The organism is Archangium sp. Cb G35 (assembly GCF_001896145.1).
GTDB classification, from domain to species: domain Bacteria; phylum Myxococcota; class Myxococcia; order Myxococcales; family Myxococcaceae; genus Archangium; species Archangium violaceum.
Genome location: NZ_MPOI01000003.1, coordinates 310817 through 331837 on the forward strand (window position 1 = coordinate 310817; position 21021 = coordinate 331837).

The 21021-nt window shown below is 69.8% G+C and carries 16 protein-coding genes; 7 read left to right on the top strand and 9 right to left on the bottom strand.

Going from position 1 to position 21021, the window contains the following annotated elements; translation table 11 throughout:
* Positions 1-27: 27 nt before the first annotated feature.
* Genes BO221_RS11830 through BO221_RS11840 form a run of 3 tightly spaced genes read right to left on the bottom strand, consistent with a single transcriptional unit; the run spans position 28 to position 3864 of the window.
* Positions 28-1164: a hybrid sensor histidine kinase/response regulator gene (locus BO221_RS11830; RefSeq protein WP_073560522.1), complete on the bottom strand. Its 1137-nt coding sequence runs from the start codon at positions 1162-1164 to the stop codon at positions 28-30.
* Between the two features lie 7 nt (positions 1165-1171).
* The gene (locus BO221_RS11835; protein ID WP_073560523.1) at positions 1172-1621 is read right to left on the bottom strand and encodes a response regulator; all 450 of its coding nucleotides are present in this window, start codon (positions 1619-1621) and stop codon (positions 1172-1174) included.
* Positions 1618-3864 (bottom strand): ATP-binding protein, encoded by a 2247-nt coding sequence (locus BO221_RS11840; RefSeq protein ID WP_083680966.1) that lies wholly within the window; start codon positions 3862-3864, stop codon positions 1618-1620. Before BO221_RS11840 ends, BO221_RS11835 begins: the two co-directional genes overlap by 4 nt.
* A 225-nt stretch (positions 3865-4089) precedes the next feature.
* Between BO221_RS11840 and BO221_RS11845 the strand changes: the two genes are divergently transcribed.
* Both BO221_RS11845 and BO221_RS11850 read left to right on the top strand, forming a co-directional pair.
* Positions 4090-4374: a DUF427 domain-containing protein gene (locus tag BO221_RS11845; protein ID WP_073560525.1), complete on the top strand. Its 285-nt coding sequence runs from the start codon at positions 4090-4092 to the stop codon at positions 4372-4374.
* Between the two features lie 4 nt (positions 4375-4378).
* Positions 4379-6388, top strand: a complete 2010-nt coding sequence (locus BO221_RS11850) for a TonB-dependent receptor (RefSeq protein WP_073560526.1) — start codon at positions 4379-4381, stop codon at positions 6386-6388.
* A 10-nt stretch (positions 6389-6398) separates the two neighbouring features.
* Here BO221_RS11850 and BO221_RS11855 read toward each other — a convergent pair whose 3' ends face one another.
* Together BO221_RS11855 and BO221_RS11860 are read right to left on the bottom strand one after the other, a co-directional pair.
* Positions 6399-6959, bottom strand: coding sequence for a hypothetical protein (locus BO221_RS11855; protein WP_073560527.1), 561 nt, complete (start codon positions 6957-6959; stop codon positions 6399-6401).
* Positions 6956-7768, bottom strand: a complete 813-nt coding sequence (locus BO221_RS11860; RefSeq protein WP_073560528.1) for a hypothetical protein — start codon at positions 7766-7768, stop codon at positions 6956-6958. The genes BO221_RS11855 and BO221_RS11860 overlap by 4 nt, the downstream gene beginning before the upstream one ends.
* Before the next feature lie 50 nt (positions 7769-7818).
* Here BO221_RS11860 and BO221_RS11865 point away from each other — a divergent pair, with 50 nt between their 5' ends.
* The 4 genes from BO221_RS11865 to BO221_RS11880 all read left to right on the top strand — a co-directional run bounded on the left by BO221_RS11865 (position 7819) and on the right by BO221_RS11880 (position 12485).
* Complete coding sequence (locus tag BO221_RS11865; protein ID WP_073560529.1) at positions 7819-9624, top strand: acyl-CoA dehydrogenase; 1806 nt, start codon at positions 7819-7821, stop codon at positions 9622-9624.
* 234 nt (positions 9625-9858) lie between these two features.
* On the top strand, positions 9859-10671 hold the full coding sequence (locus BO221_RS11870; RefSeq protein WP_073560530.1) for a hypothetical protein: 813 nt from the start codon (positions 9859-9861) through the stop codon (positions 10669-10671).
* Between the two features lie 4 nt (positions 10672-10675).
* The gene (locus BO221_RS11875) at positions 10676-11701 is read left to right on the top strand and encodes a metal-dependent hydrolase (protein WP_073560531.1); all 1026 of its coding nucleotides are present in this window, start codon (positions 10676-10678) and stop codon (positions 11699-11701) included.
* A 136-nt stretch (positions 11702-11837) separates the two neighbouring features.
* Positions 11838-12485: a hypothetical protein gene (locus tag BO221_RS11880; RefSeq protein ID WP_073560532.1), complete on the top strand. Its 648-nt coding sequence runs from the start codon at positions 11838-11840 to the stop codon at positions 12483-12485.
* 76 nt (positions 12486-12561) lie between these two features.
* Here the strand turns inward: BO221_RS11880 and BO221_RS11885 are convergent, their stop codons facing one another.
* On the bottom strand, positions 12562-14757 hold the full coding sequence (locus BO221_RS11885) for a M4 family metallopeptidase (RefSeq protein WP_083680968.1): 2196 nt from the start codon (positions 14755-14757) through the stop codon (positions 12562-12564).
* Positions 14758-14939: 182 nt separating this feature from the next.
* Between BO221_RS11885 and BO221_RS11890 the strand changes: the two genes are divergently transcribed.
* Positions 14940-16112: a DUF1615 family protein gene (locus BO221_RS11890; protein ID WP_073560533.1), complete on the top strand. Its 1173-nt coding sequence runs from the start codon at positions 14940-14942 to the stop codon at positions 16110-16112.
* A gap of 110 nt (positions 16113-16222) precedes the next feature.
* Here BO221_RS11890 and BO221_RS11895 read toward each other — a convergent pair whose 3' ends face one another.
* The 3 genes from BO221_RS11895 to BO221_RS11905 all read right to left on the bottom strand — a co-directional run bounded on the left by BO221_RS11895 (position 16223) and on the right by BO221_RS11905 (position 20815).
* Positions 16223-17698 (bottom strand): pitrilysin family protein, encoded by a 1476-nt coding sequence (locus tag BO221_RS11895; RefSeq protein ID WP_073560534.1) that lies wholly within the window; start codon positions 17696-17698, stop codon positions 16223-16225.
* On the bottom strand, positions 17695-19089 hold the full coding sequence (locus tag BO221_RS11900) for a pitrilysin family protein (RefSeq protein WP_073560535.1): 1395 nt from the start codon (positions 19087-19089) through the stop codon (positions 17695-17697). The genes BO221_RS11895 and BO221_RS11900 overlap by 4 nt, the downstream gene beginning before the upstream one ends.
* Positions 19090-19168: 79 nt before the next feature.
* Entirely contained in the window at positions 19169-20815 is a 1647-nt protein-coding gene (locus tag BO221_RS11905; protein WP_073560536.1) for a bifunctional 3-(3-hydroxy-phenyl)propionate/3-hydroxycinnamic acid hydroxylase, read from the bottom strand.
* Positions 20816-21021 lie beyond the last annotated feature (206 nt).

Sequence of the window (21021 nt, forward strand, 5' to 3'; positions counted from 1 at the left end):
GAGCCCTCTCCCATGGGGAGCGGGAGTTCAGCTCTTCGCGGTGGGGGGCGTGTGGCGCGGCAGCTTCAGCCAGAAGCACGTGCCCTCCGCCTCCGTGGAGCGCACCTGCAGCATGCCCCCGTGCGCCTTCACGATTTCATGCGTGATGTAGAGCCCCAGCCCCAGTCCCGTGCGCGGGCTCGAGCGAGAGCCCTGCTGCCCGCGCACGAAGGGGTCGAAGATGTGCGGCATGCGCTCGGCCGGAATGGGCGTGCCCTGGTTGTGGATCTCCACCCGCACGCCATCGCCCTCGTCGCGCGCCACCACGCGCACCGCGCTGCCCTCCGGCGAGTACTGCACCGCGTTGCCCACCAGGTTGGACGCCGCCTGGGCGATGCGGTCCGCGTCCCACTCACCCCAGCCCGTGCCGGACACGCTCAGCTCGAATTGCTTCTGCGGATGCGCCACCTCCAACTCCTCCACCACCTGCTTGAGCACCTCGTGCACGTTCATCCACGTGCGCTGCAGCGTGTAGCCGCCGCCCAGCCGCGTGCGGGTGAAGTCCAGGATGTCGGAGATCATCCGCGCCATCCGGTCCGAGGAGATGGAGATGCGGTTGAGGGCCTTGCGCTGGGGCTCGGACAGGCCGCCGTAGCGCAGCAGCAACGCCGCGTTGCCGGAGATGGCCTGCAGCGGGTTGCGCAGGTCATGCCCCAGAATCCCCAGGAACTGCTCGCGGAAGAGCGCCGTCTGCCGCGCGGCCTCCTCGCGCTTGAGGCCCTCCTCGGACCGCTTGCGCTCAATGGCGTAGCGCAGCGCGCGCACCAGCAGCGGCCCCGTGGCCTGGCCCTTCACCAGGTAGTCCTGGGCGCCCGCGTGCATCGCCCGCATGGCCAGCTGCTCGTCATCGGTGCCGGTGAGCACCACCAGGGGCAGCGCCGGCGCCGCCTGCTGCATCCGCTCGATGTTGGACAGCCCGTGCCCGTCCGGCAGGGACAGGTCGAGCAGCACCACGTCCAGCCCCGGCTCCGCCACCGCCGCCAGCGCCTCGGCCATGCGCGTCACGTGGCACACCTCGAAGCGGACGGACGCCACCTCCTTCAGCTCCTCCTGCAGGAGCCGGGCGTCCCCGGGGTTGTCCTCCACCAACAACAGCCGCAAGGGCTTCACCTCGTCCATGCTCATGCCGGCCTCACTCCAGCGAGGGCAGCCGCACCACCGACAGCCAGAAGTCGTCGATGGAGCGCACCACCGAGATGAACTGCTCCAGGTCCACCGGCTTGGTGATGTAGCAGTTGGCGTGCAGGTCGTACGTGCGCAGGATGTCCTCCTCCGCCTTGGACGTGGTCAGCACCACCACGGGGATACGGCGCAAACGTGAGTCGTCCTTGATCTCCGCCAGCACCTCGCGCCCGTCCTTCTTGGGCAGGTTCAGGTCCAACAGGATGAGGTCCGGCCGCGACGCGTTGGCATGGGGCCCCTCGCGGCGCAGGAAGGCCAGCGCCTCCACGCCGTCACGTGCGACGGAGAGGCGGTTGCGGACCTTGCCCTCCTTGAGGGCCTCGATGGTCAGGCGGACGTCGCCGGGGTTGTCCTCCACCAGGAGGATTTCAATGGGGCGTCCGAGGTTGTCGTCACTCATGAGAGAATGCCCGGGGTTGAAGGAGTGGGGACCGCGGGCAGGGTGAACCAGAACGTCGTCCCCTGTCCGGGTTGGGAGTCCAGGCCGATGCGGCCTCCGTGCCGCTCGACGATCTTCTTGCAGATGGCCAGGCCGATGCCCGTGCCAGGGTATTCCTCCTTGCCGTGGAGCCGCTGGAAGATGACGAAGATGCGCTCGTAGTACTGCGGCTCGATGCCGATGCCGTTGTCCTCGACGGTGAAGCGCCACTCGTTGCCCTGGAGCTCGGCTTCCACCAGCACCCGGGGCGGCGCCTTGCCCCGGAACTTCAGCGCGTTGCCCACCAGATTCTGGAAGAGCTGGGTGAGCTGCGTCTCGTCCGCCATCACCTTGGGCATCTTCCCCTGGATGAGGGTGGCGCCCGTCTCCTCCATCAGCGTCTTGAGGTTGGCCAGCGCCTTGTTCAGCGCCAGTCCGGCGTCGAGCGGCTTGAACTCGTGGCCGCGGGTGCCCACGCGCGACCAGGTCAGCAGATCCTGGATGAGCCGCTGCATGCGGTTCACCCCGTCCACGGCGTAGGAGATGAACTCGTCCGCGTCCGCGTCCAGCTTGCCCTGATAGCGCCGCGCCAGCAGTTGCGTGTAGCTGGCCACCATGCGCAGGGGCTCCTGCAAGTCGTGCGAGGCCACGTAGGCGAACTGCTGCAGCTCCTCGTTGGAGCGCGCCAGGTCGCGGGCATGCTCCTGGAGGGAGACCTCGGCGCGGCGGCGCTCGAGACCCTGGGCCACGGCATCCGCCACCGTGGCCAGCGTGGCCAGCGTCTCCTCCTCCAGGGACGTCTGGCCGTAGACGGCGAGTACGCCCACCAGCTGTCCACGCACCAGCAGCGGGGCACCGAGGAAGGACACCAGCCCGTTGACCTCCGCCCACGTGCGCGAGCGCAACCGGGGATCCGCCAGCAGCGCATTGACGAGCAACGGCTGGCGCGACTGACCCACGGCGCCCACGAGCGTCTGTCCCAGCTCCACCCGGGACAGCTGCACCGACGGGGGCGCGGCGGAGCCGGCATTGCCCTGCAGTTGCAGCACCTGGGCCTCGCGGTTCCAGGTCCACAGCTGGACGAGCGCCAGCACCGGCAGGTTGCGCACCATCACCTCGGCGCAGGCCTGGATCAGCCGGGACGGGGTGTCCTCACGGGAGAGCACCTCGCTGACCTCGGCGCGCAGGGCCTCCAGCTGGCGGGCGCGCTGCTCGCTCTCCAGCCGGCGCGAGGTCTCCTCGGCGCGGCGCTGGGCGGTGATGTCCGTGCTGGTGCCGATCCACTCGCGCACCTGGCCCTGCGCGTCGAACATGGGCACGGCGCGCGACAGGACGGTGGCCCAGCTGCCATCGGCCCGGCTCAGGCGCATCTCCACCTCGTAGGGCTGCTTGATGACCCGGGCCGCCTGCCACCCGCGCCGCACGCGCTCCTGGTCCTCGGGGTGGACCACGGCGAGCCAGCCATAGCCCTGGTACTCCTCGAGGGCCTGGCCGGTGAAGGCACGCCAGGTGGGCGAGTCCTCCGCCACCATGCCCTCCGGCTGCATCACCCAGACGGCCTGCGCGGTGGCGTGGATGAGCGAGCGGAAGCGCTCCTCGGCGCGGACGGAGTTGGTGTAGAGGCGCGCGTTGTCCACCGCCAGGGCGGCGCGGCCGGCGAGTTGCTCGGCGAGGGCCAGGTCCGCGGGGGTGTAGCGCCGGCTGGACTCGGCGAAGATGAGCGAGAGGGCCCCGAAGGTGCGGCCCCGCGCGGTGAGGGGCACCGTCATGGCCGAGCGCAGGCCCAGCTCGCGGGCGATGCGCAGGTGCTCGGCGTCGCCGCGCGTGCCGGCCACCAGCAGCGCGTCGGGGATCTCCGGAAGCATCTCGGAGCGGCCGGTGCGGATGACCTCGTGGAGGCCGTGCGGGTCCTTGGGGTCGGGCGGGTAGCGCCGGCGCAGCTCGTGGGCCCACTTCACCTTGGCGGGGTCCACGTGGGCCACGGCGAGCAGGCGGACGACGCCGTCCTCGCCCAGGATGTCCAGGGAGCACCAGTCGGCGAGCCGGGGCACGGCGAGCCGGGTGAGGGCCGCCAGCGTCGTCTCGTAGTCCAGCGAGGAGCCCAGCAGGGCGCCGGCCTCGGCGAGGAGTTGCAACGAGTCCGTGGTGCGGTTCTGGGCGTCGAGGCCCGGGGTCGGATTCGACAGCGGTGGCACGTCCGGGACGCGTCGCTCGGAGGGGTTCATGAAGGGGACGTGGGACGTTAACAGGGCCAGAACAGCCCGGAGTGCCCCACCCCATCCCCACCCTACCGCCTTTCCACCAGCGGACACTCCCTCGACGGGAACGGCCTCCCGGGGGGACCGGGTGTGAAGCACTCACCTGCCCGCTCCCCCTGGAGCCCGCCGCACATGGCGTCGCGGCCGGGCGCGAGGCACAGATGCGGGGAAGGCCGACATAAGGAGGCGACCATGGCCAGGGCGATGTGGAACGGAGCGGTGATTGCCGAGAGCAACACGTACGAGGTGGTGGAGGGCAACATCTACTTTCCGCGGGAGGCGGTGAATCGAGAGGTGCTGAAGGACAGCACGACGCACACCACGTGCCCGTGGAAGGGGGTGGCGAGCTACTACGACGTGGAGGTAGACGGGAAGGTGAACAAGGACGCGGCCTGGTACTACCCCGAGCCGAAGGACGCGGCGCACAACATCCGGGGACACATCGCCTTCTGGAAAGGCGTGCAGGTGGAGCGATAACGACATGTCCTGGCTGGTCCCCTGCGCAGTGCTCTCGGCCGCCCTGGCCCAAACGGCCCCCGGGGAGACGACGGTGGTGGCGCCGAAAGTCCCCACGCCGCTGAGCCGCACACCGGCGGCGGTGAGCGTGGTGGAGCGGGAGGACATCCAGGAGGGCCGAGCCACGCTGGGCCTCCACGAGTCGCTGGTGGGGGTGCCGGGGCTGGTGACGCAGAGCCGCAACAACGCCGCGCAGGACCTGCGGCTGTCCATCCGGGGATTCGGCGCGCGTTCGGCGTTCGGCATCCGGGGCATCACGGTGCTGGTGGACGGCTTTCCGGAGACGCTGCCGGACGGGCAGAGCAACGTGGACAGCCTGGACATGGGCTCGGCGGAGCGCGTGGAGGTGCTGCGGGGACTGTCCTCGTCGCTGTACGGGAACGCGGCGGGCGGGGTGGTGAGCATCACCACGGAGGAAGGCCCGGACCGGCCCTTCGTGGAGGCGCGGACGGTGAACGGGGACAACGGGCTGTGGAAGCTGAACGTGAAGGGCGGGGGGAAGAGCGGGGACGTGCGCTGGATGGTGGGCGCGTCGCGGCTGGCGCAGCAGGGGTGGCGGAGTCTGTCGGGCACGGAGCAGGTGCTGCTGAACGGCAAGGTGGGCTGGACGCCGGACGGGAGCTCGGAATGGAAGGCGGTGCTGTCGCTGGTGGACGCGCCGGAGGCGGGGGACGCGGGAGGGCTGACGCGGACGGAGGTGGAAGATGACCCCCAACAGGCCTCGCCGCTCAACGCGCAATACCGGGCGGGCGAGTCGGTGCGACAGGGGCGGCTGGGGCTGACGTACCGCCGCCGTCTGGGCGAGGCGCACGAGGTGGAGGCGAGTGGCTTCCTGGCGTTGCGGCGCTTCCAGAACGCGCTGCCGCAGACGGTGGTGGCGTTCGACCGGGCGTTCAACGGGGTATCGGTGCGCTACGGGAACCGGGCGCCGCTGCTCGGGCTGCGCAGCCGTTTCACGGTGGGAGCGGAGGTGCAGTCGCAGGCGGACCGGCGGAAGAACTTCGACAACACGGAAGGCCAGCCGGGCAACGTGTTGCAGCTGGACCAGGACGAGGGCGTGCTGGGGCTGGGCGTCTTCGCTCAGGAGGAATGGGAGCTGCGCGAGCGCCTGACGCTGGTGGCGGGGGCGCGGTACGACGTGTCGCGCTACACGGTGGACGACTTCCTGAAGGAGGACGGGGACGGGACGGGGGCGCGGACGTTCCAGCAGCCCACGGGGCGGCTGGGGCTCATCTGGGCGCCGAGGGCGGAGGTGTCGGTGTTCGCGAGCGCCACGCAGTCCTTCGAGGCGCCGACGACGACGGAGCTGGCGGTGCCGGCGGGGACGGGCGGCGGGTTGTCGAGGGACTTGAAACCCCAGCGCTCGAACGGGGTGGAGCTGGGGGCGCGAGGGTTGCTGTGGGGCCGGCTGCGTTACGACGTGGCGCTGTTCGCGGTGTGGATCCAGGACGGGCTGGTGCGCTTCGAGGACGAGCGGGCGCGAGCGTACTTCCGCAACACGGGGCGCTCGAGGCACATGGGGGCGGAGGTGGCGCTGGAGGCGAAGGTGACGGAGGAGTTGAGGGTGAGGGCGGCCTACAACGCGTTGCAGGCGACGTTCCGGGACTACGTGTCACAGGGCCAGCAGCTGAGGGGCAAGCAGGTGCCGGGGATACCGGCGAACCAGGTGAGCGCGGAGGCGGTGTACCAGCACGCGAGCGGGGCGCGTGCGGCGGTGGAGGTGTTCAGCGCGGGAGGGCTGTACGCGGACGACGCGAACACGGTGCGCGAGCACACTTCCTGGGTGGTGAATGCGAGGGTGGGCCACCGCTTCACGATGGGGATGTTCGAGGTGAGCCCGTTCCTGGGCATCCAGAACCTGCTGTCGGCGCGCTACAGCGACAACGTGCGGGTGAACGCGAGCCGGGGGCGCTACTTCGAGCCAGCGCCGCCACTGTCGGTGTACGCGGGAGCGGGCCTGGCACACCGCTGGTGAGGCGCGTGCATCAACGCTGTGCTCGCGGTTCCATGGGAGCCGAGAGTGAGCTTTGAGCAATCTGCCAGGCAGGGGGAACCTGGGCGCGCCAATCCTCCGGGATGATCTGCTTCGCTCGCAGCGTCCTGTCCAGCGATACATCCCGCCCCAGCATGCGCGCGATGAAGAGTTGCTCGGTGGCTGAATAGAGCGCCTGCGTGTTGTTCTGCGAGAGGTGGCGTTCGATACGGATCAACCGGGGAGGCATCACGTAGAACGACCAGCGGTGCACCTGAGCCAGTTGGCGCGATGCACCCCCCTGCTCGAAGGACAGGACGCCCCTTGCTCGCTCGAAAACCTCACGGAGCTGTTGCTTCAAGAAGTCCGCGGGATGGACGAGGGTCTCTCGACCGATACGGTCCATGGTCATGAGCTCGGGTTCGGTCAGTGACGCACGGCCCGCCAGCGACAACAACCATCCCCTTCCAGCACGAGCCTCGAGGATGCACCCCAGGGCAATCCGGTCCTTCTCCGGAGTAGCCGGGTCGGGACGGTAATCGACGAACGAGAGCCACACCTTGTCCAGGCTCATGGGATACCCGGGTACATGCTGGCCATGATGCCGCGAATCCTGGACTGACGGTACGACAGTCCCTCGCGGATGGCGGTCCGATGCTGCTCCGACAGGAAGCTACCAGGAATTCTATTCACGATTTCACGCAGCGTCGCGGGCGGGAACCGTTCAATCTCGCCAATGGCCAACCCCATGCTCCGCACATCCAACGGCACTCCGTCCGGATAGCAGGCAACCCCCTCCTCCAGCTTCCACCACCGCTCACCCTTTCCCCAGCGGTACGCGAGCGAGTTGGCGAAATCCAGGTATGCCACCCGCAGCACCGGAGGACTGGCGGAGTCATCCTCACTCACCAGCAGGTTGCCATCGTTCTGCCGATCCGCGTTCGCCACCCAGGAGTCGAAGACGGCCATCGCGGAAGCCACGGCCGCCAGCCGGGGGAGGAGGCGTGAAGACAGCCCGGCGGCCATCGCCCAGGGGTTGGCTCTTGGGAAGGCCAGCGCGGAGATGGACGCATACCGCTGCTGCTTCGGCCCCGCTCCGGAGCGCGACCACAGGAGGACCGGTGGGACGGGAAGCCCCAGGTCGAACGCGAGATCCGCCGCGATCTTCTCGTGCGCGGCCCTCGGAAGCTGATGGACCGGAGGCTCCACGGTCCCGGGCTTGGCGAGTCCAGCCGCTCCCTCCGAGGAACGCACGAAGAACGGCTCGGACTCGAAGTGCTCGATGACGTCTCCCACCTGGGTCCAGATTGAAGACGTCAGGACCTCACCACGCCACTGGCGCGCGAGCTGCTCGACCTGGGGAGGAAACGTCCGGAGATTCATTGCCCGACAGACTCCAAGCAAATCCCTGGCCATGAGATAACACACGCCCCATGACCGCCCCCGCCTCGAATCCGCTGCTCTCCGACCGTGACGTGGACTTCCAGCTCTACGAGGTGCTGGACACGGAATCGATCTGCCAGCTCCCGGCCTTCGCGGACCACTCGCGCGAGACGTTCACGCTCTTCATGGACAGCACGCGCCGCTTCGCGAGGGACGTGCTCCTCCCCACGTACCGGCTGATGGACACCGAGCCGCCCTCGTTCCGGGACGGGCGCATCCACGTGCACCCGCTGATGCGCAAGCTGTACCCGCAACTGGTGGAGCTGGGCCTGCTGTCGGCCACGCACCCGGTGGAGGCGGGAGGCCAGCAGTTGCCCATCACGGTGTACTCGCTGGCCTCGGCGTACCTGATGGCGGCCAACCTGAGTGCGTATGGCTTCATCGGGCTGACGACCGGCGCGGCGCACCTCATCCAGGCCTTCGGCAGCCCGTGGCTGAAGGACGAGTTCATGTCGCGGATGTACCGGGGCGAGTGGACGGGCACCATGGCGCTCACCGAGCCGCAGGCGGGCAGCAGCCTGGCGGACGTGAAGACGCGGGCCACGCCGGTGGGGGACGGGACGTACCGCATCACGGGCTCGAAGATCTTCATCAGCGGTGGGGACCAGGACTTCACGGAGAACGTGGTGCACCTCACGCTGGCACGCATCGACGGCGCCCCGGCGGGGACGCGGGGCCTGTCGCTCCTCGCGGTGCCCGCGCGCCGGCCCGAGGACGGGCGGCTGGTGGACAACGACGTGCGGGTGGCGGGGGCCATCCACAAGATTGGCTGGAAGGGGCTGCCGAGCCTGGCGCTCAACTACGGCGAGGGCGGGGACTGCCGCGGGTGGCTGGTGGGCGAGGAGGGCAAGGGCCTGGCGCACATGTTCCAGATGATGAACGAGGCGCGCATCATGGTGGGCCTCAACGGCGTGGCGACGGCCTCGGTGGCGTACCACGAGGCGCTGGCGTACGCGCAGAACCGGCCGCAGGGGCGCCCCGCGTGGGAGAAGGACGCGGCGCGGCCGCAGCGCCCCATCATCGAGCACGCGGACGTGCGGCGGATGCTGCTGCGGCAGAAGGCGATTGTCGAAGGCGGCCTGTCGCTGCTGGCGGTGGCCTCGTGGCACGCGGACGTGGCGGCGCACGGGAAGACGGAGGAGGAGCGCCGGCGCGCGGGGCTGCTGTTGGATCTGCTCACGCCGCTGGCGAAGACGTTCCCCGCGGAGAAGGGCTTCGAGGCCAACGCGCTGGCGGTGCAGGTGCATGGGGGCTACGGCTACTCGAGCGAGTACCTACCCGAGGCATACCTGCGGGACCAGAAGCTCAACAGCATCCACGAGGGCACCACGGGCATCCAGGGGTTGGACCTGCTGGGGCGCAAGGTGATGGCGGCCGGGGGCGAGGCGATGAGGGCCTTCACGGAGGAGGTGGGGGCAACGGTGGAGCGGGCGCGGAAGGCGGGCGTGGAGCCGGCGTGGGGCGAGGCGCTGAACCGGGCGTTGCAGGAAGTGGTGGAGCTGACGATGGAGCTGGGCGCGGCGGGGATGGCGGGCGAGGTGGAGCGGATGCTGCGCCACAGCGCGGACTACATGGAGTTGTTCTCGGTGCTGGCGGTGTCGTGGCGATGGCTGGCGCAGGCGGCGGCGGCGCGCGAGGGCCTGGCGCGCGGAGGCGAGGGCCGCGACTTCTACGAGGGGAAGCTGGCGGCGGCGCAGTACTGGCTGAACACGGAGTTGCCGCGGGTGACGCACCTGGTGGCGCTGTGCCGCTCGGGGGAGGACTCGTACACGCGGATGAAGCCCGAATGGTTCTGAGAAGAGGGTGAGGCTCTACCTCTTCAAGTAGGTCCGCGACAATTTCCCCTCTCCCTTCGGGAGAGGGACGGGGTGAGGGTGCCAGGGTCCCGGGTTGAATCCCCTGTCCACACTGAGGGCCACGGGTTGGGAGAACGGGCTCGGATACCCTCACCCCAACCCTCTCCCGGGGGGAGAGGGAGCATGGAGCCCCTTCGATCATTTCCCTGAAGGGGATTAGCCTCCCGAGGAACCGTGTCCGTCTCCTTCCACCTGTGCCAGCCCGGCCGTGGCGCCTCGTGCGGCGCCTGCTGCGGCCTCTACAACTTCCGCGACCACTCGCGCGCCACGCTCACCGAGCGTCTCGCCACACAGACCGACACCTTCGCCCCATTGCCCAAGGAACCCGGGGCCTACCAGGCCGCGGCCCGGGCCCTGCTCGAGACCCGTCGCGCCACGCCTCCCCTCTTTCCCGCCGTGCGCGTCTGCCCGCTGCTGGGCTTCCTCGACACGGAGCGCACGCGGGTGGGCTGCCTCGGCCACCCGAAGGTGACGGGCGGCGCGGACCTGCGCGACTGCGGCGTCTACCGCGCCGACATCTGTGAAACCTTCACCTGCCCCTCCTTCACCTGGCTCTCGGACGCGCAGGCCCGGCTCGTCCACGCGGCGTGCGCGGACTGGTACCTGTATGGGCTCGTCATCACCGACGTGGAGTTCGTCCGCGGCTGCCTGCGTCTGCTCGAGTGGGAGCTGGCGGGACCCGTGGACCCCGAGGTGCTCGCCGCCCGCCCGGAGACGCTCGAGGCCGTGCGCCAGCTCTTCGCCCTGAAGGAAACCGCGCCCGGCCGGGGCACCCACGCCGCCGTGTTCGGCCGCTTCACCCCGGACACCGAGGGCGAGCCACTCTCGCGCACGCTCGACTACGCCGCACTGGGCGCGCGCGCCGCTCCTGAGGACGAGGTGGTGCTGTGCCTCGGCTATGTGCCCACGCACCTGGAGGAGCTCACCCGCGCCCGGGAGCTCGTCCGCTCGCACGTGAGCGCCGTGGCCCACGCCCTGGGAGCGTAACGGCATGGACAACCTCACCCACGGCTTGCTGGGCCTGGCCCTCGGCGCACTGCGCCGGCCCGAGTCCCCCGCCGGCTCGCCCCTCTCCCCCACCGACAAGGCCGTGCTCCTCGGCTCCGTCCTCGCCGCCGAGCTGCCCGACCTCGACACCCTCCTGCCCGCCGCCAACTCCGTCGATCACGCCCTGCGCGCCCACCGCGGCCTGTCCCACGCACTCGCCTTCGCCCCCGTCGTGGCGCTCGCCGCCACCGGGCTCGCCCTGCTCGTCTTCCGCCGCGCCCGCTTCCTCCCCGTCTACCTCTCCAGCCTGCTCGCGCTCTGCGGGGCACACCTGCTGCCCGACCTGTGGACCGGTTGGGGCACCCGCATCCTCCTCCCCTTCTCCGACCGGCGCCTCACGCTCGACTGGACCATGGTGGTGGATCCGCTCGTCACCCTTCCGCTGCTCATCGGCGCGGTGTGGGCCTGGCGCCAGCGGGCACGGTGGCGGCGCGCCCTGCTCGTGGGGCTCGCGTGCTCGGCCGCGTACGTGGGCCTGCGCGGCGTCCTCCAGGCCACGCTGACGTCCCGCGTGCGCGAGGCCTGGCCCTCGGCGGAGCGGGTCCAGGTATTCCCCGCGTGGTTCTCCCTCACCACCTGGCGCTACGTGGCCGTGCTCCCCTCCGAGTACGTGGCCGGCTCCGTGTCCCTCGCTGAGTCCCCGCGCGAGGAGCGCCGCCTGCCCCGGCCCTCGGTGGAGTCCCTCCCCGCCTCCGTGCGCGCCGTACCCACCGTGCACGAGGCGCTCGCCTGGGCCCGCTTCCCCGTCATCTCCTCGGCCTCCGGCGAACAGGGGCGCACCGTGGTGCGGATCGGAGACCTGCGCTACCACCTGCGCGGCGAGCCGACACTCGCGTTCGTCCTGGAGTTGGCGCCAGACCTGTCGGTGGTGGACGCACGGCTCGAGCGGGGTGGCAGTGCTCGCGAGTTGATGGAACGGTGGCGCGGGCCGCGCGGGGGGAACCCGGGGAGCGACATACCCTCACCCTGACCCTCTCCCGAGGGGAGAGGGGAAATCGAGCGCATGGTGGCTTGCTTGCTCTCCCACATGGGACGGGGACGGAGCGCTTGCCGTGCTCACGCCCGCTCACCACCTTCCCCGGGGCTGAGGGTGAGGGGGGCGTGGGATGGCGAAATGGATGAAGTGGGCGTTGCTCGGCGGGTGTGTCCTCTGTTGGACGGGATGCCGGAAGCCGGAGCCGACAACGGAAGTCACGAAGGTCGCGGTGGCCACCGAGGCTCCAGCCCCATCCGCCCCCGTCCAGACCATCGACGTCGTCGAGCTGCCAGAGCTGGCGGCCCCTGACACCGAAGCCGAACGGACCGGAGCGGCGGAAGAGCACCTCGCGAGCGGAGCGGACGCGGATGCGCCCCCCTCGCGGATTCTGGAGACAGACTCCGAATCCAGGGAGCGGCCGGGAGGCCAACCCGCCCGCCCCGGCATTCCGGATGAGGACCGTATCGGCTTCCTGGAAGCCGCCGAGGCGGCACGTGCCGGCAACGCGAGCATCTCCGCCACCGAGCCCGCCGAGGAGGTCACCATCGCCAGCGGCACCGTGGATGGCCGGGTGAAGCGCGTGCGCCCCGGCACCATCGAGGTGAGCGACGACGAGGGCAACGTCTACGAGCTGCGCATCGACGGCCGCAGCCGTGGCCTTCACCGGGGCCGCCACATCCCGCTGCGGACCATCACCGAGGGCACGCCCGTGCGCGCCTCGTTCGACCTAGTGGGCGGAGGCGAGAGCCTCGCGCGGGACATCCTGCTGCGGCGTTGAGCGCTCCGCATAAAAGACGACGGGCGGCCCCCACGAGGAGAGCCGCCCGCCCGTCAATCCATCCTGCCCACCCGGACTACGGCCGGGTGTAGCTGATGTTCAGCGAGTACGTGGACGAGGTGTAGCCGCGCACCATGACGTAGGCGCTGCTCTGGCCCGCGGGCACCGTCAGGTCGCACGTCTCGGAGGCGTTGGAGGTGTACGGACGGCAGTTGTAGGTGGTCGTCGTGGGCGCCGCGCCGAAGCGGACGTAGAGGTCCGGGTCACCCGAGCCCGACATCACCACCTTGAACTTGGTGCCCGCCACCACGCTGTACGGACCGAAGTTGTCCGCCGCGCCCGAGTTCACGCTGTCGTTGATGGTGAGGGTCACCGGCGTGCCACCGCCACCGCCAGTACCGCTGTACGTGCCCTTGAGGGTGACACCCGAGAACGCCGAGTAGGGGTTCAGGAACACGTACCAGGTGCCCGCGGCCGGGTTGGTGAAGGCGCAGTTCTCCGTGTTGCCACCCGCGTACGGACGGCAGTCGTAGGAGCTGGTGGTCGGCAGCGCGCCGAACCTCACGTGCATGTCCGCGTCACCCGTGCCACCGCTGATGTCGAACACGAGGTTCGCCTGGCCGGCGGGCACCTGCAGCGAGTAGTACTTCTTGCCACCGGAGATGCCGGTCACCGACACGCCGTTGGTCAGCGGATCGATCACGGGCGGCGGAGGCGGCACGCCCACGGCCTTCCAGGCCTCGTTCACCGCCAGGGACTCGGCCGAGCCCGCGCCGTAGAGCGAATCGGCGGCCTGGATGGTGTACGTCTTGGCCTGCTCGAAGGTGGTGCTGGCCGTGAAGAGGTCCGTGTTGGCCTTGTAGAAGATGCGGCCGGCCTTCTCCGGGCCAATCGCCGGCACGGAGTTGGTGGACTTGCCGCGCGGGTGCACGCCGCCCTTGCTCAGCAGCGAGAACACCAGGTTGCTGATGCCCGAGCTGTAGTGCACGTCCACGCCCGCGGAGTAGTCGCCGTAGAAGTCGAGCGACACGCCATCCCTGGCCGGGTCATCCATGTAGCGGAGCGCGTCACCCGCGGTGCCGGGCGTCCAGATGTCCTCGCCAATCTTGAAGACGTCCGCGTCCACGGCCCAGCTGCGGTTCCAGCTCTCGCACACGCCGGCGAAGATGTCGGACATGGACTCGTTGAGGCCACCGGACTCACCCGAGTAGATGAGATCGGACTCGGAGTCCGTCACGGCGTGGGTCAGCTCGTGGACGGTGACGTCCAGGTCCTTGCCCAGCTCGATGGAATCCGAGTTGTTGCCATCGCCGTACACCATCTGGGTGCCGTCCCAGTAGGCGTTCACGTAGTTGCTGCCGTAGTGGACGGTGCTGATGAGCGTGGCGCCCGCGTTGTCGTACGAGTCGCGGTTGAAGAGCGTCTTGTAGCAGTTGTAGGTGACGCCCAGCATGTCGTAGTTGATGTCGACATGCGCGTCACCAATGGCCGCCTGGCCCTCGCTGCGCTTGAGCGTGCCCGGCGTGGTGGAGCCATTGTTGGCCGAGTACACCCGGCGGTTGAGCGCCGTGTGGATGAGCGGGTTCTCCAGGAGGACGCCGCCGCGCTGCGCGTCCACGTAGACGAGGTCGTTGGCGGGCATGCCCTGACGCTCGCCCTTCACGGACACCTCGTAGGCCAGGCGCAGCTCGGAGCTGCCCTCGGCGCGCACGTAGACGAGCTTCGCCTCGCCCTGGGAGGAAGCACCCCGCGCGGAGGAGCCGGCCACGGCGGCACGCAGCGCGGCCTCGGGAGCCACGCGCGCCGCGGCGGACAGCTGCTCACCCGGCCGGAGCGAGCCGTTGATCGCGTAGATGTTGCCCGCGCCATCCGCGTGCATGACGAGCTCACCGCCCACCACGCGCAGGCCGTTGAGCGTCTGCTGGAAACGCAGGTGGCGGTGGCCCTGCTCGTCCACGGTGGAGCGCTTGAACACCAGGTCCTCGCCGCTCACGCGGAACACCGGCGCGAGCTCCACCACCGCCTCACGCAGCTCGTCCTTGGCGCGCAGCTCGCCTACGCTGCCCGCGGGCGACAGCCGGCCCAGCTGACCCGTCACCGCGTACGGAACGCCGGCCTCGCTGCCCACGACGCGCGCGTCCTTGAAACGCGCCAGCGCCGCCTGGATGTCCACGTCCTTCTCCCCCGCCTTCACCGCCTCCTCGTTCACGTCCACAGTCGAACCGCAAGCGGCGAGGCTCGCACCCAGCCATGCCACACACAGGGTCCGCATCAGTCGATGAGCCAAAGCAATACTCCTCGGTAGAAGAGACCGTTCACTTGAACTCCGAACTAAGCCGTGAACAAGAGGCTGTGATGGTTTTCAGGAATTTTTCTGTTGCGAGGGCTGTAAACGTTACCTCCGTCCCCCTTGTCTCCTCCCCGGAGACATGGAACGGTGCGCGATTTTTTCACGTGGGCCGCAACGTGCTGGTCGCGTGCGGGCTGGCGGCGCTGGCGGCCTGTGCGCCCCGGCACACCCGGCCCGAGGTGCCGCTGCCCCCGCGCGTCACCGTGGAGCAGGCGGCGCAGCTGGTGCCACCGGGAGAGAAGGAACGGGAGGGCTGGGCGGAGGACGTGCTGGCGGCGCTGGAGGCGCACCGGCTGTACCCCTCGGCGGAGGCGGTGTGCTCGGTGCTGGCCGTCATCGAGCAGGAGTCCGGCTTCGAGGCCAACCCGGCGGTGCCGGGCCTGTCACGCATCGTCCGGGAGAAGCTGGACGCCTACGCGGACAAGCTGGGCCCGCTGGGGCCGCCGGCGGTGAAGGGGCTGCTGGAGGGCAAGGCACCGGGCTACTCGCAGAACTTCGAGCAGCGGCTCGCGCAGGTGAAGACGGAGCGGGACCTGGATCGCGTCTTCCGCGAGCTGCTGGAGTACTACGAGACGGAGTACCCGAAGACGTACTTCGCGGCGCAGATGGCGAGCAGCCTCTTCAAGTCCACGCGGCTGGAGGATCTCAACCCCATCACCACGGCGGGCTCCATGCAGGTGAGCGTGCGCTTCGCGGAGGAGCTGGCGGGAGGTGACGACCGCGCGCTGCAGCGGGTGCGCGAGGAGCTCTACACGCGCAGCGGCGGGGTGTACTACGGCACGGCGCGGCTGCTGGGCTACGAGGCCCACTACAGCGAGCCGCTCTACCGCTTCGCGGACTACAACGCGGGCTACTACGCCTCGCGCAACGCGGCGGTGCAGTCACAGGTGAGCCGGCTCACAGGCATCAAGCTGGTGACGGATGGAGACCTGCTGGCCTACGACAAGCAGGGCGAGCCGGTGGACGAGGACAGCAACTCGCTGAAGGCGATTCTGGCGTTCCGGGAGCGGTACGTGCCGGAGGACGTGAGCGAGCGGCGGGTGCGCAAGGACGTGGAGAAGGAGAAGGAGCTCGCCTTCGAGGAGACGGACACCTGGAGCGCCATCAAACGCGTGTACCAGGAGCAGACGGGAGAGACACCGAACTACGAGCAGTTGCCGGCGGTGACGATCCGGAGCCCGAAGATGAGCGGGGACAAGTCCACGGCGTGGTTCGCGCAGTCGGTGAACAGGCGTTACAAGAAGTGCATGGACCGCTACGCGGCGCTGCCGAAGTAATCCGCCAGCCCCTCCAGGAGGGAGAACCGGCAACTCCCTCTCCCCTCGGGAGAGGGCGGGGGTGAGGGTATCTCGCCCCCGTCCTCCTGACCCGTGGAGAAGACCCGCGCCTACCGCGCCTTCGCCGCGGTCCCGCGGGGAGCGAAATACGGGTCCGTGATGCTCATCTCCGTCACGGGCCCGTACTTGCGAGCCACTTCCCGGATGGCCGAGGCCTTGCCGATGAGCACGACGGTCAAATCCTCCTGAGCCGGCATCACCCGCTGGATGGCGGCGTGGATGCGGGCCTTGTCGGCGGCGGCCACCTTGGAGGCGAACTCATCCACGTCGCTCGAGTCGAGGCCGTAGAAGGCGAGCTCGGACAGGCGGGAGGCGATCTGCTGGCTCGTCTCCAGCGTGGGAGGGAACTGGCCCAGCAGGTACTCCTTGGCGGAGGCGAGCGTGGCGTCGTCCATGCCGTGCTGGCGGTAGTTGGCGAGCACGTCCAGGGCCATATCCAGCGCCTGCCCGGTGGACTCCGTCTTGGTGTACGAGGAGACGGCGAAGGGGCCGGGCTGGATGCCGGGAAGCACCGCCGAACCCGCGCCATACGTCAGCCCGGACTTCACACGCAGCGCCGTATTGAGCAACGAAGTAAACCGGCCGCCGAGCACCGTATTGGCGAGCGACACGTCCACACGGGCCGGGTCGGTGCGCGAGATGCCCGTATTGCCGGCCCAGAAGTACGTCTGCGTGGCGTCCGGCTTGTCCACCAGGAGCACACGCCGGCCCTTCAGGGGCTGAGTGGGCGGAGCCACCGGCACCGGAGTGCCCGCGCGATTCCACCCGCCGAGCGCCGCCTCGAGCTGCTTCCCGAGCTTCTTCGCGTCGAAGTCGCCCACCACGGAGAGGATGAGCCGGTCACCGCCCAGGTGCGCCTTCGCGTAGGCCAGCACGTCCTCGCGCGTGAGGGTGGCCAGCGTGGCCTCGCTGCCGCCCACCGGCCGCCCGTAAGGGTGCGTCCCGAAGTGGAAGCCCTGGAAGTAGGTGCCGATGAGGCCGCGCAGGTCTCCATCCTTCGCCGCGGCGAGTTCCGACACCATCCGCTCGCGCATCTTGTCCAGCTCGGCGGCGTCGAAACGGGGCCGCATCAGCATGTCCGAGAGCAGCTCCACCATGAGGGCGGTGTCGCGCGACATGAACTGTCCGCCGATCTCCAGCGACTCGCGGCTGGAAGCCACCCCGAGCACGCCGCCCACGCTGTCCACGGCCTCGGCGAACTGCGCGGCGTCCCGCTTGCCAGCGCCCTTCTGGAGCAGCTCGGCGGCGAGCGCGGCCACGCCCTCCTTGCCCGCCGGATCTCCGAGCGCCCCGCCGCGCACCTTCGCGCTGAAGGACACCAGCGGCACCTCGTGCTTCTCCACCAGGAGCAGCCGCGCGCCGTTCTTCAGCTCCAGCACGGTGGCCTTGGGCAGCTTCACCGCGTCCTTCGCTGCGTCCTTGCGCACCTGCTGCGCCGCCGGGGCCGGGGCCTTCGTCTCCTGCGCCCCCGCCGAGGAGGCCACCAGCAGCGCCGCGAGCGCCACCTTCCCGTTCATCACCTTCATCGCGCCGCCTCCTTCTTCGCCTCGTCCGCCGCGGCCTCGGGCACCAGCACGCCCACGGAGCGGTTGTTCCTCGCGAACACCCGCGCGGCCACCTTCTGCACCTGCTCGCGCGTCACCGCCTCGTAGCGCTCCGGCGCGCTGAAGAGCTTCTGCCAGTCGCCGTGGAATACCTCGTAGGTGCCGAGCGCCTGCGCCCGGCCGCTGTTCGTCTCCAGGCTGCGCCAGAACTCCGCCACGGCGATGTTCTTCGCCTTGCGCAGCTCCGCGTCACTCACGCCCGCGGACACCGCCTTCGCCAGTTCCTCGTCGAGCAGCGCCTCGGCCTTGCCCAGATCGCCACCCGGAGGCAGGTCCACCAGCATCCACGTGAGCGACGGATCGAACCCCGCGCCCCGGTACCCGCCCACGCTGATGGCCACCTGCTCCTCCTCCACCAGCCGCCGGTGCAGCCGCGAGGAGTCGCCCTCCGTGAGGATGCGCACCAGCAAGTCGAGCGCGGGCGCGTCCGCATCACTGGCCTTGAGGCCGTGGAAGGCCATCTGCAACAGCGGCGCCTGGGCCAGCTTGCGCACCACCACCCGGCGCTCGCCCTGCTGCGGCGGCTCCAGGGTGCGCACCGGCTCGGGCTCGGGCTGCGCGGGGATGGGCTCGAGGTACTTCTCCGCCAGCGAGAAGATCTCCTCGGGCGTCACCGCTCCCACGACGATGAGCGTGGCGTTGTTGGGCGCGTAGTAGGTGCGGAAGTAGCGCTCCAGGTCCTCCTGCTTCCAGCTCTCGATGTCCGAGGGCCAGCCGATGACGGGGAACTGGTAGGGGTGGGCCACGAAGGCGGTGGCCTGCACCTGCTCCATGAGCAACCCGTTGTTGTCGTTGTCCACGCTGGAGCGCCGCTCCGAGTAGACGACGCCGCGCTCGCTCTCCACCACCTTCGGGTCGATGGCGAGGTGCTGCAGCCGGTCCGCCTCCAGATCGAAGATCTTCTCCAGCGCCGAGCGCGGGAACCAGTCCTGGTACACGGTGACGTCCTCGGAGGTGTAGGCGTTGTTGCGGCCGCCGTGCGCCTCCATGACGCGATCGAACTCACCCGGGCCGTACTTCTTCGCGCCGTTGAACATCATGTGCTCGAAGAAGTGGGACAGGCCGGTGATGCCGGGACGCTCGTTGCGGCTGCCCACGCGGAACCAGTTGTAGAGCGCGACGCTGGGGTTGTCCGGGTCCGCCCAGACGATGACCTTCAACCCGTTCTTCAGCGTCTTCGTCCGCACCTGGGCGCCGGGCTTCTGCGCGGCGGTGGTGGCCGCCGTCCCGGGCGCCGCGGCCCGGCCCTGGGCACACGCGGCCGTCCCGGCCAGCAGCACCAACCCCGTGACGAGCAACTTCTGTCTGAGCATCCGCTCTCCCTCCACATGCTTCGAAGAGCCCACCCAACGGGTGGACCCACTGGAAATTCCTCGGGACCGGCTCCGGCCTTCAGCCCACCGACGACTTGAGGGCGGACGCGGCGGCGGGCGGCGCCATGGCGACCGGCGAGCCGTGGACCCAGCCCCGCAGCGCCGTGGAGAGCGAAGCGAGGTGCGAACCCCGCACGGCCCCGTAGAGATAGCGATCCGGACGGAGGACGGCGATCTCCACCTTGTGCTCGCGGAACCAGGCGTCGAGCTTGCCCTCGGTGTCCACCACCTCACCGGGCTGGGCCTGGCCGGAGCGCGGGGGGATGATGTTCAGGCACCGGGCACCCATGCTGTCGGCGAGCACCTGGGCACCGCGGCGCGCCGTCTCGCGGGTGTCGGGATGCACCAGCACGGCGAAACCAGGGCCCAGCAGCTCGTCGAGCCGGACCACCTCGCCCCCCGGAGCGCCCACGCGGGGCTGGGGGAAGTAGGTGCCCTCGGGGGCCTGACGGTGGGCCCGCGAGCCGCCGAGCATGAAGCCGCGGGAGATGAGGGGCCGGGGCTTGAACTCGAAGTTGCGGATGAAGCGCTGGGCGCGGGGGATGCGATCCAACGCCCGGAAGACGTTGTCGCGCAGCATGGCCATGGGGCGGCTGCCGGTGAGCACGACGCGGCCCATGTGGACACTGGTGTCGAGCATGGCCTCGACGTGGGGGCGGCGCTCCTGCTCGTAGGTGTCGAGGATCCGCTCGTCGGCGTGGCCGTGGAGCACAGACGCGAGCTTCCAGGAGAGGTTGTGGGCGTCGCGCAGGCCGGAGCACAGCCCCTGGCCGAGCACGGGCGGCATGAGGTGGGCGGCGTCGCCGAGCAGGAACAGCCGCCCATCGCGCCAGCGCGAGGCCATGCGGCGGTTGAAGACGTAGGCGGCGGCGCGGAGGATGGTGGCGCGATCCGGATCCACGAAGGGGGCGATGAACTCGCGGAGGCGCTCGGGCTGGAGCAGGTCCTCGACCTTCTCGTCGTGGCGGATGGTGGCGTCCACGCGCATCTCGTTGCCGGAGCAGCGGGCGACGAAGATGTGGCGGTGGGGGTCGCACACCATGCGGCAGATGGGCGGCGGGGGCTCGGGGAGCAGGAGCGAGATGGCGAGCATCTGCTCGTCATAGGTGGAGCCCACCATCTCGATGCCGGCGAGGCGGCGCAGGGTGCTGCGGCCGCCGTCACTGCCCAGCAGGTAGCGGGCACGCACGGTGCGCTCGGAGCCATCCGTGGCGTCGCGGACGGTGGCGGAGATGCCGTGGGAGTCCTGCGAGTAGGCCTCGAGGGACTGGCCGAACCGCAGCTCGACATGGGGGAAGCGGGAGAGGCCCTGGCGCAGGACGTCCTCGACGTAGGGCTGGCTGAAGAAGCGGAGGGCGGGGAAGCCGTTGCCGAAGTCGAGCCCCTGGATGACGACACGGGCGAAGAGCTCACCGTTGGCCCCGGTCATCTGGACCTCGGGGACGGTGTACATGAGGGCATCCATGGGCTCGGCGAGGCCCGCGGCCTGGTAGATGCGCAAGGCCTCGTCGTCACACGTGATGGCACGTGGCAGGCCGTGGGGGGTGGGCTGGCGCTCGATGAGGAGCGTGCGGACCCCGTACAGCCCGAGGAAATTGGCCGTCAGCGCCCCCACGGGGCCGCAGCCGACGATGAGGACATCCGTCTCTTCCACACGTGGTGTCATGGAACTCCCTGCCGAGAAACCCCGGCTGTGGGGTTCTGGCAGGGGGGAATGTACCGGATGCAAGCCGTCCCACCACGTTCGTTGTCACGGGGCTACCCGGCTGGCACGCGGACGGGAGGTTGCATGCCCACACCCGGGGTGCACTCCCCCTGGTTCATGGGACAGGGGGTGGGAGCCGGACCAACCCACGGCGGTGGCTCCCGGAG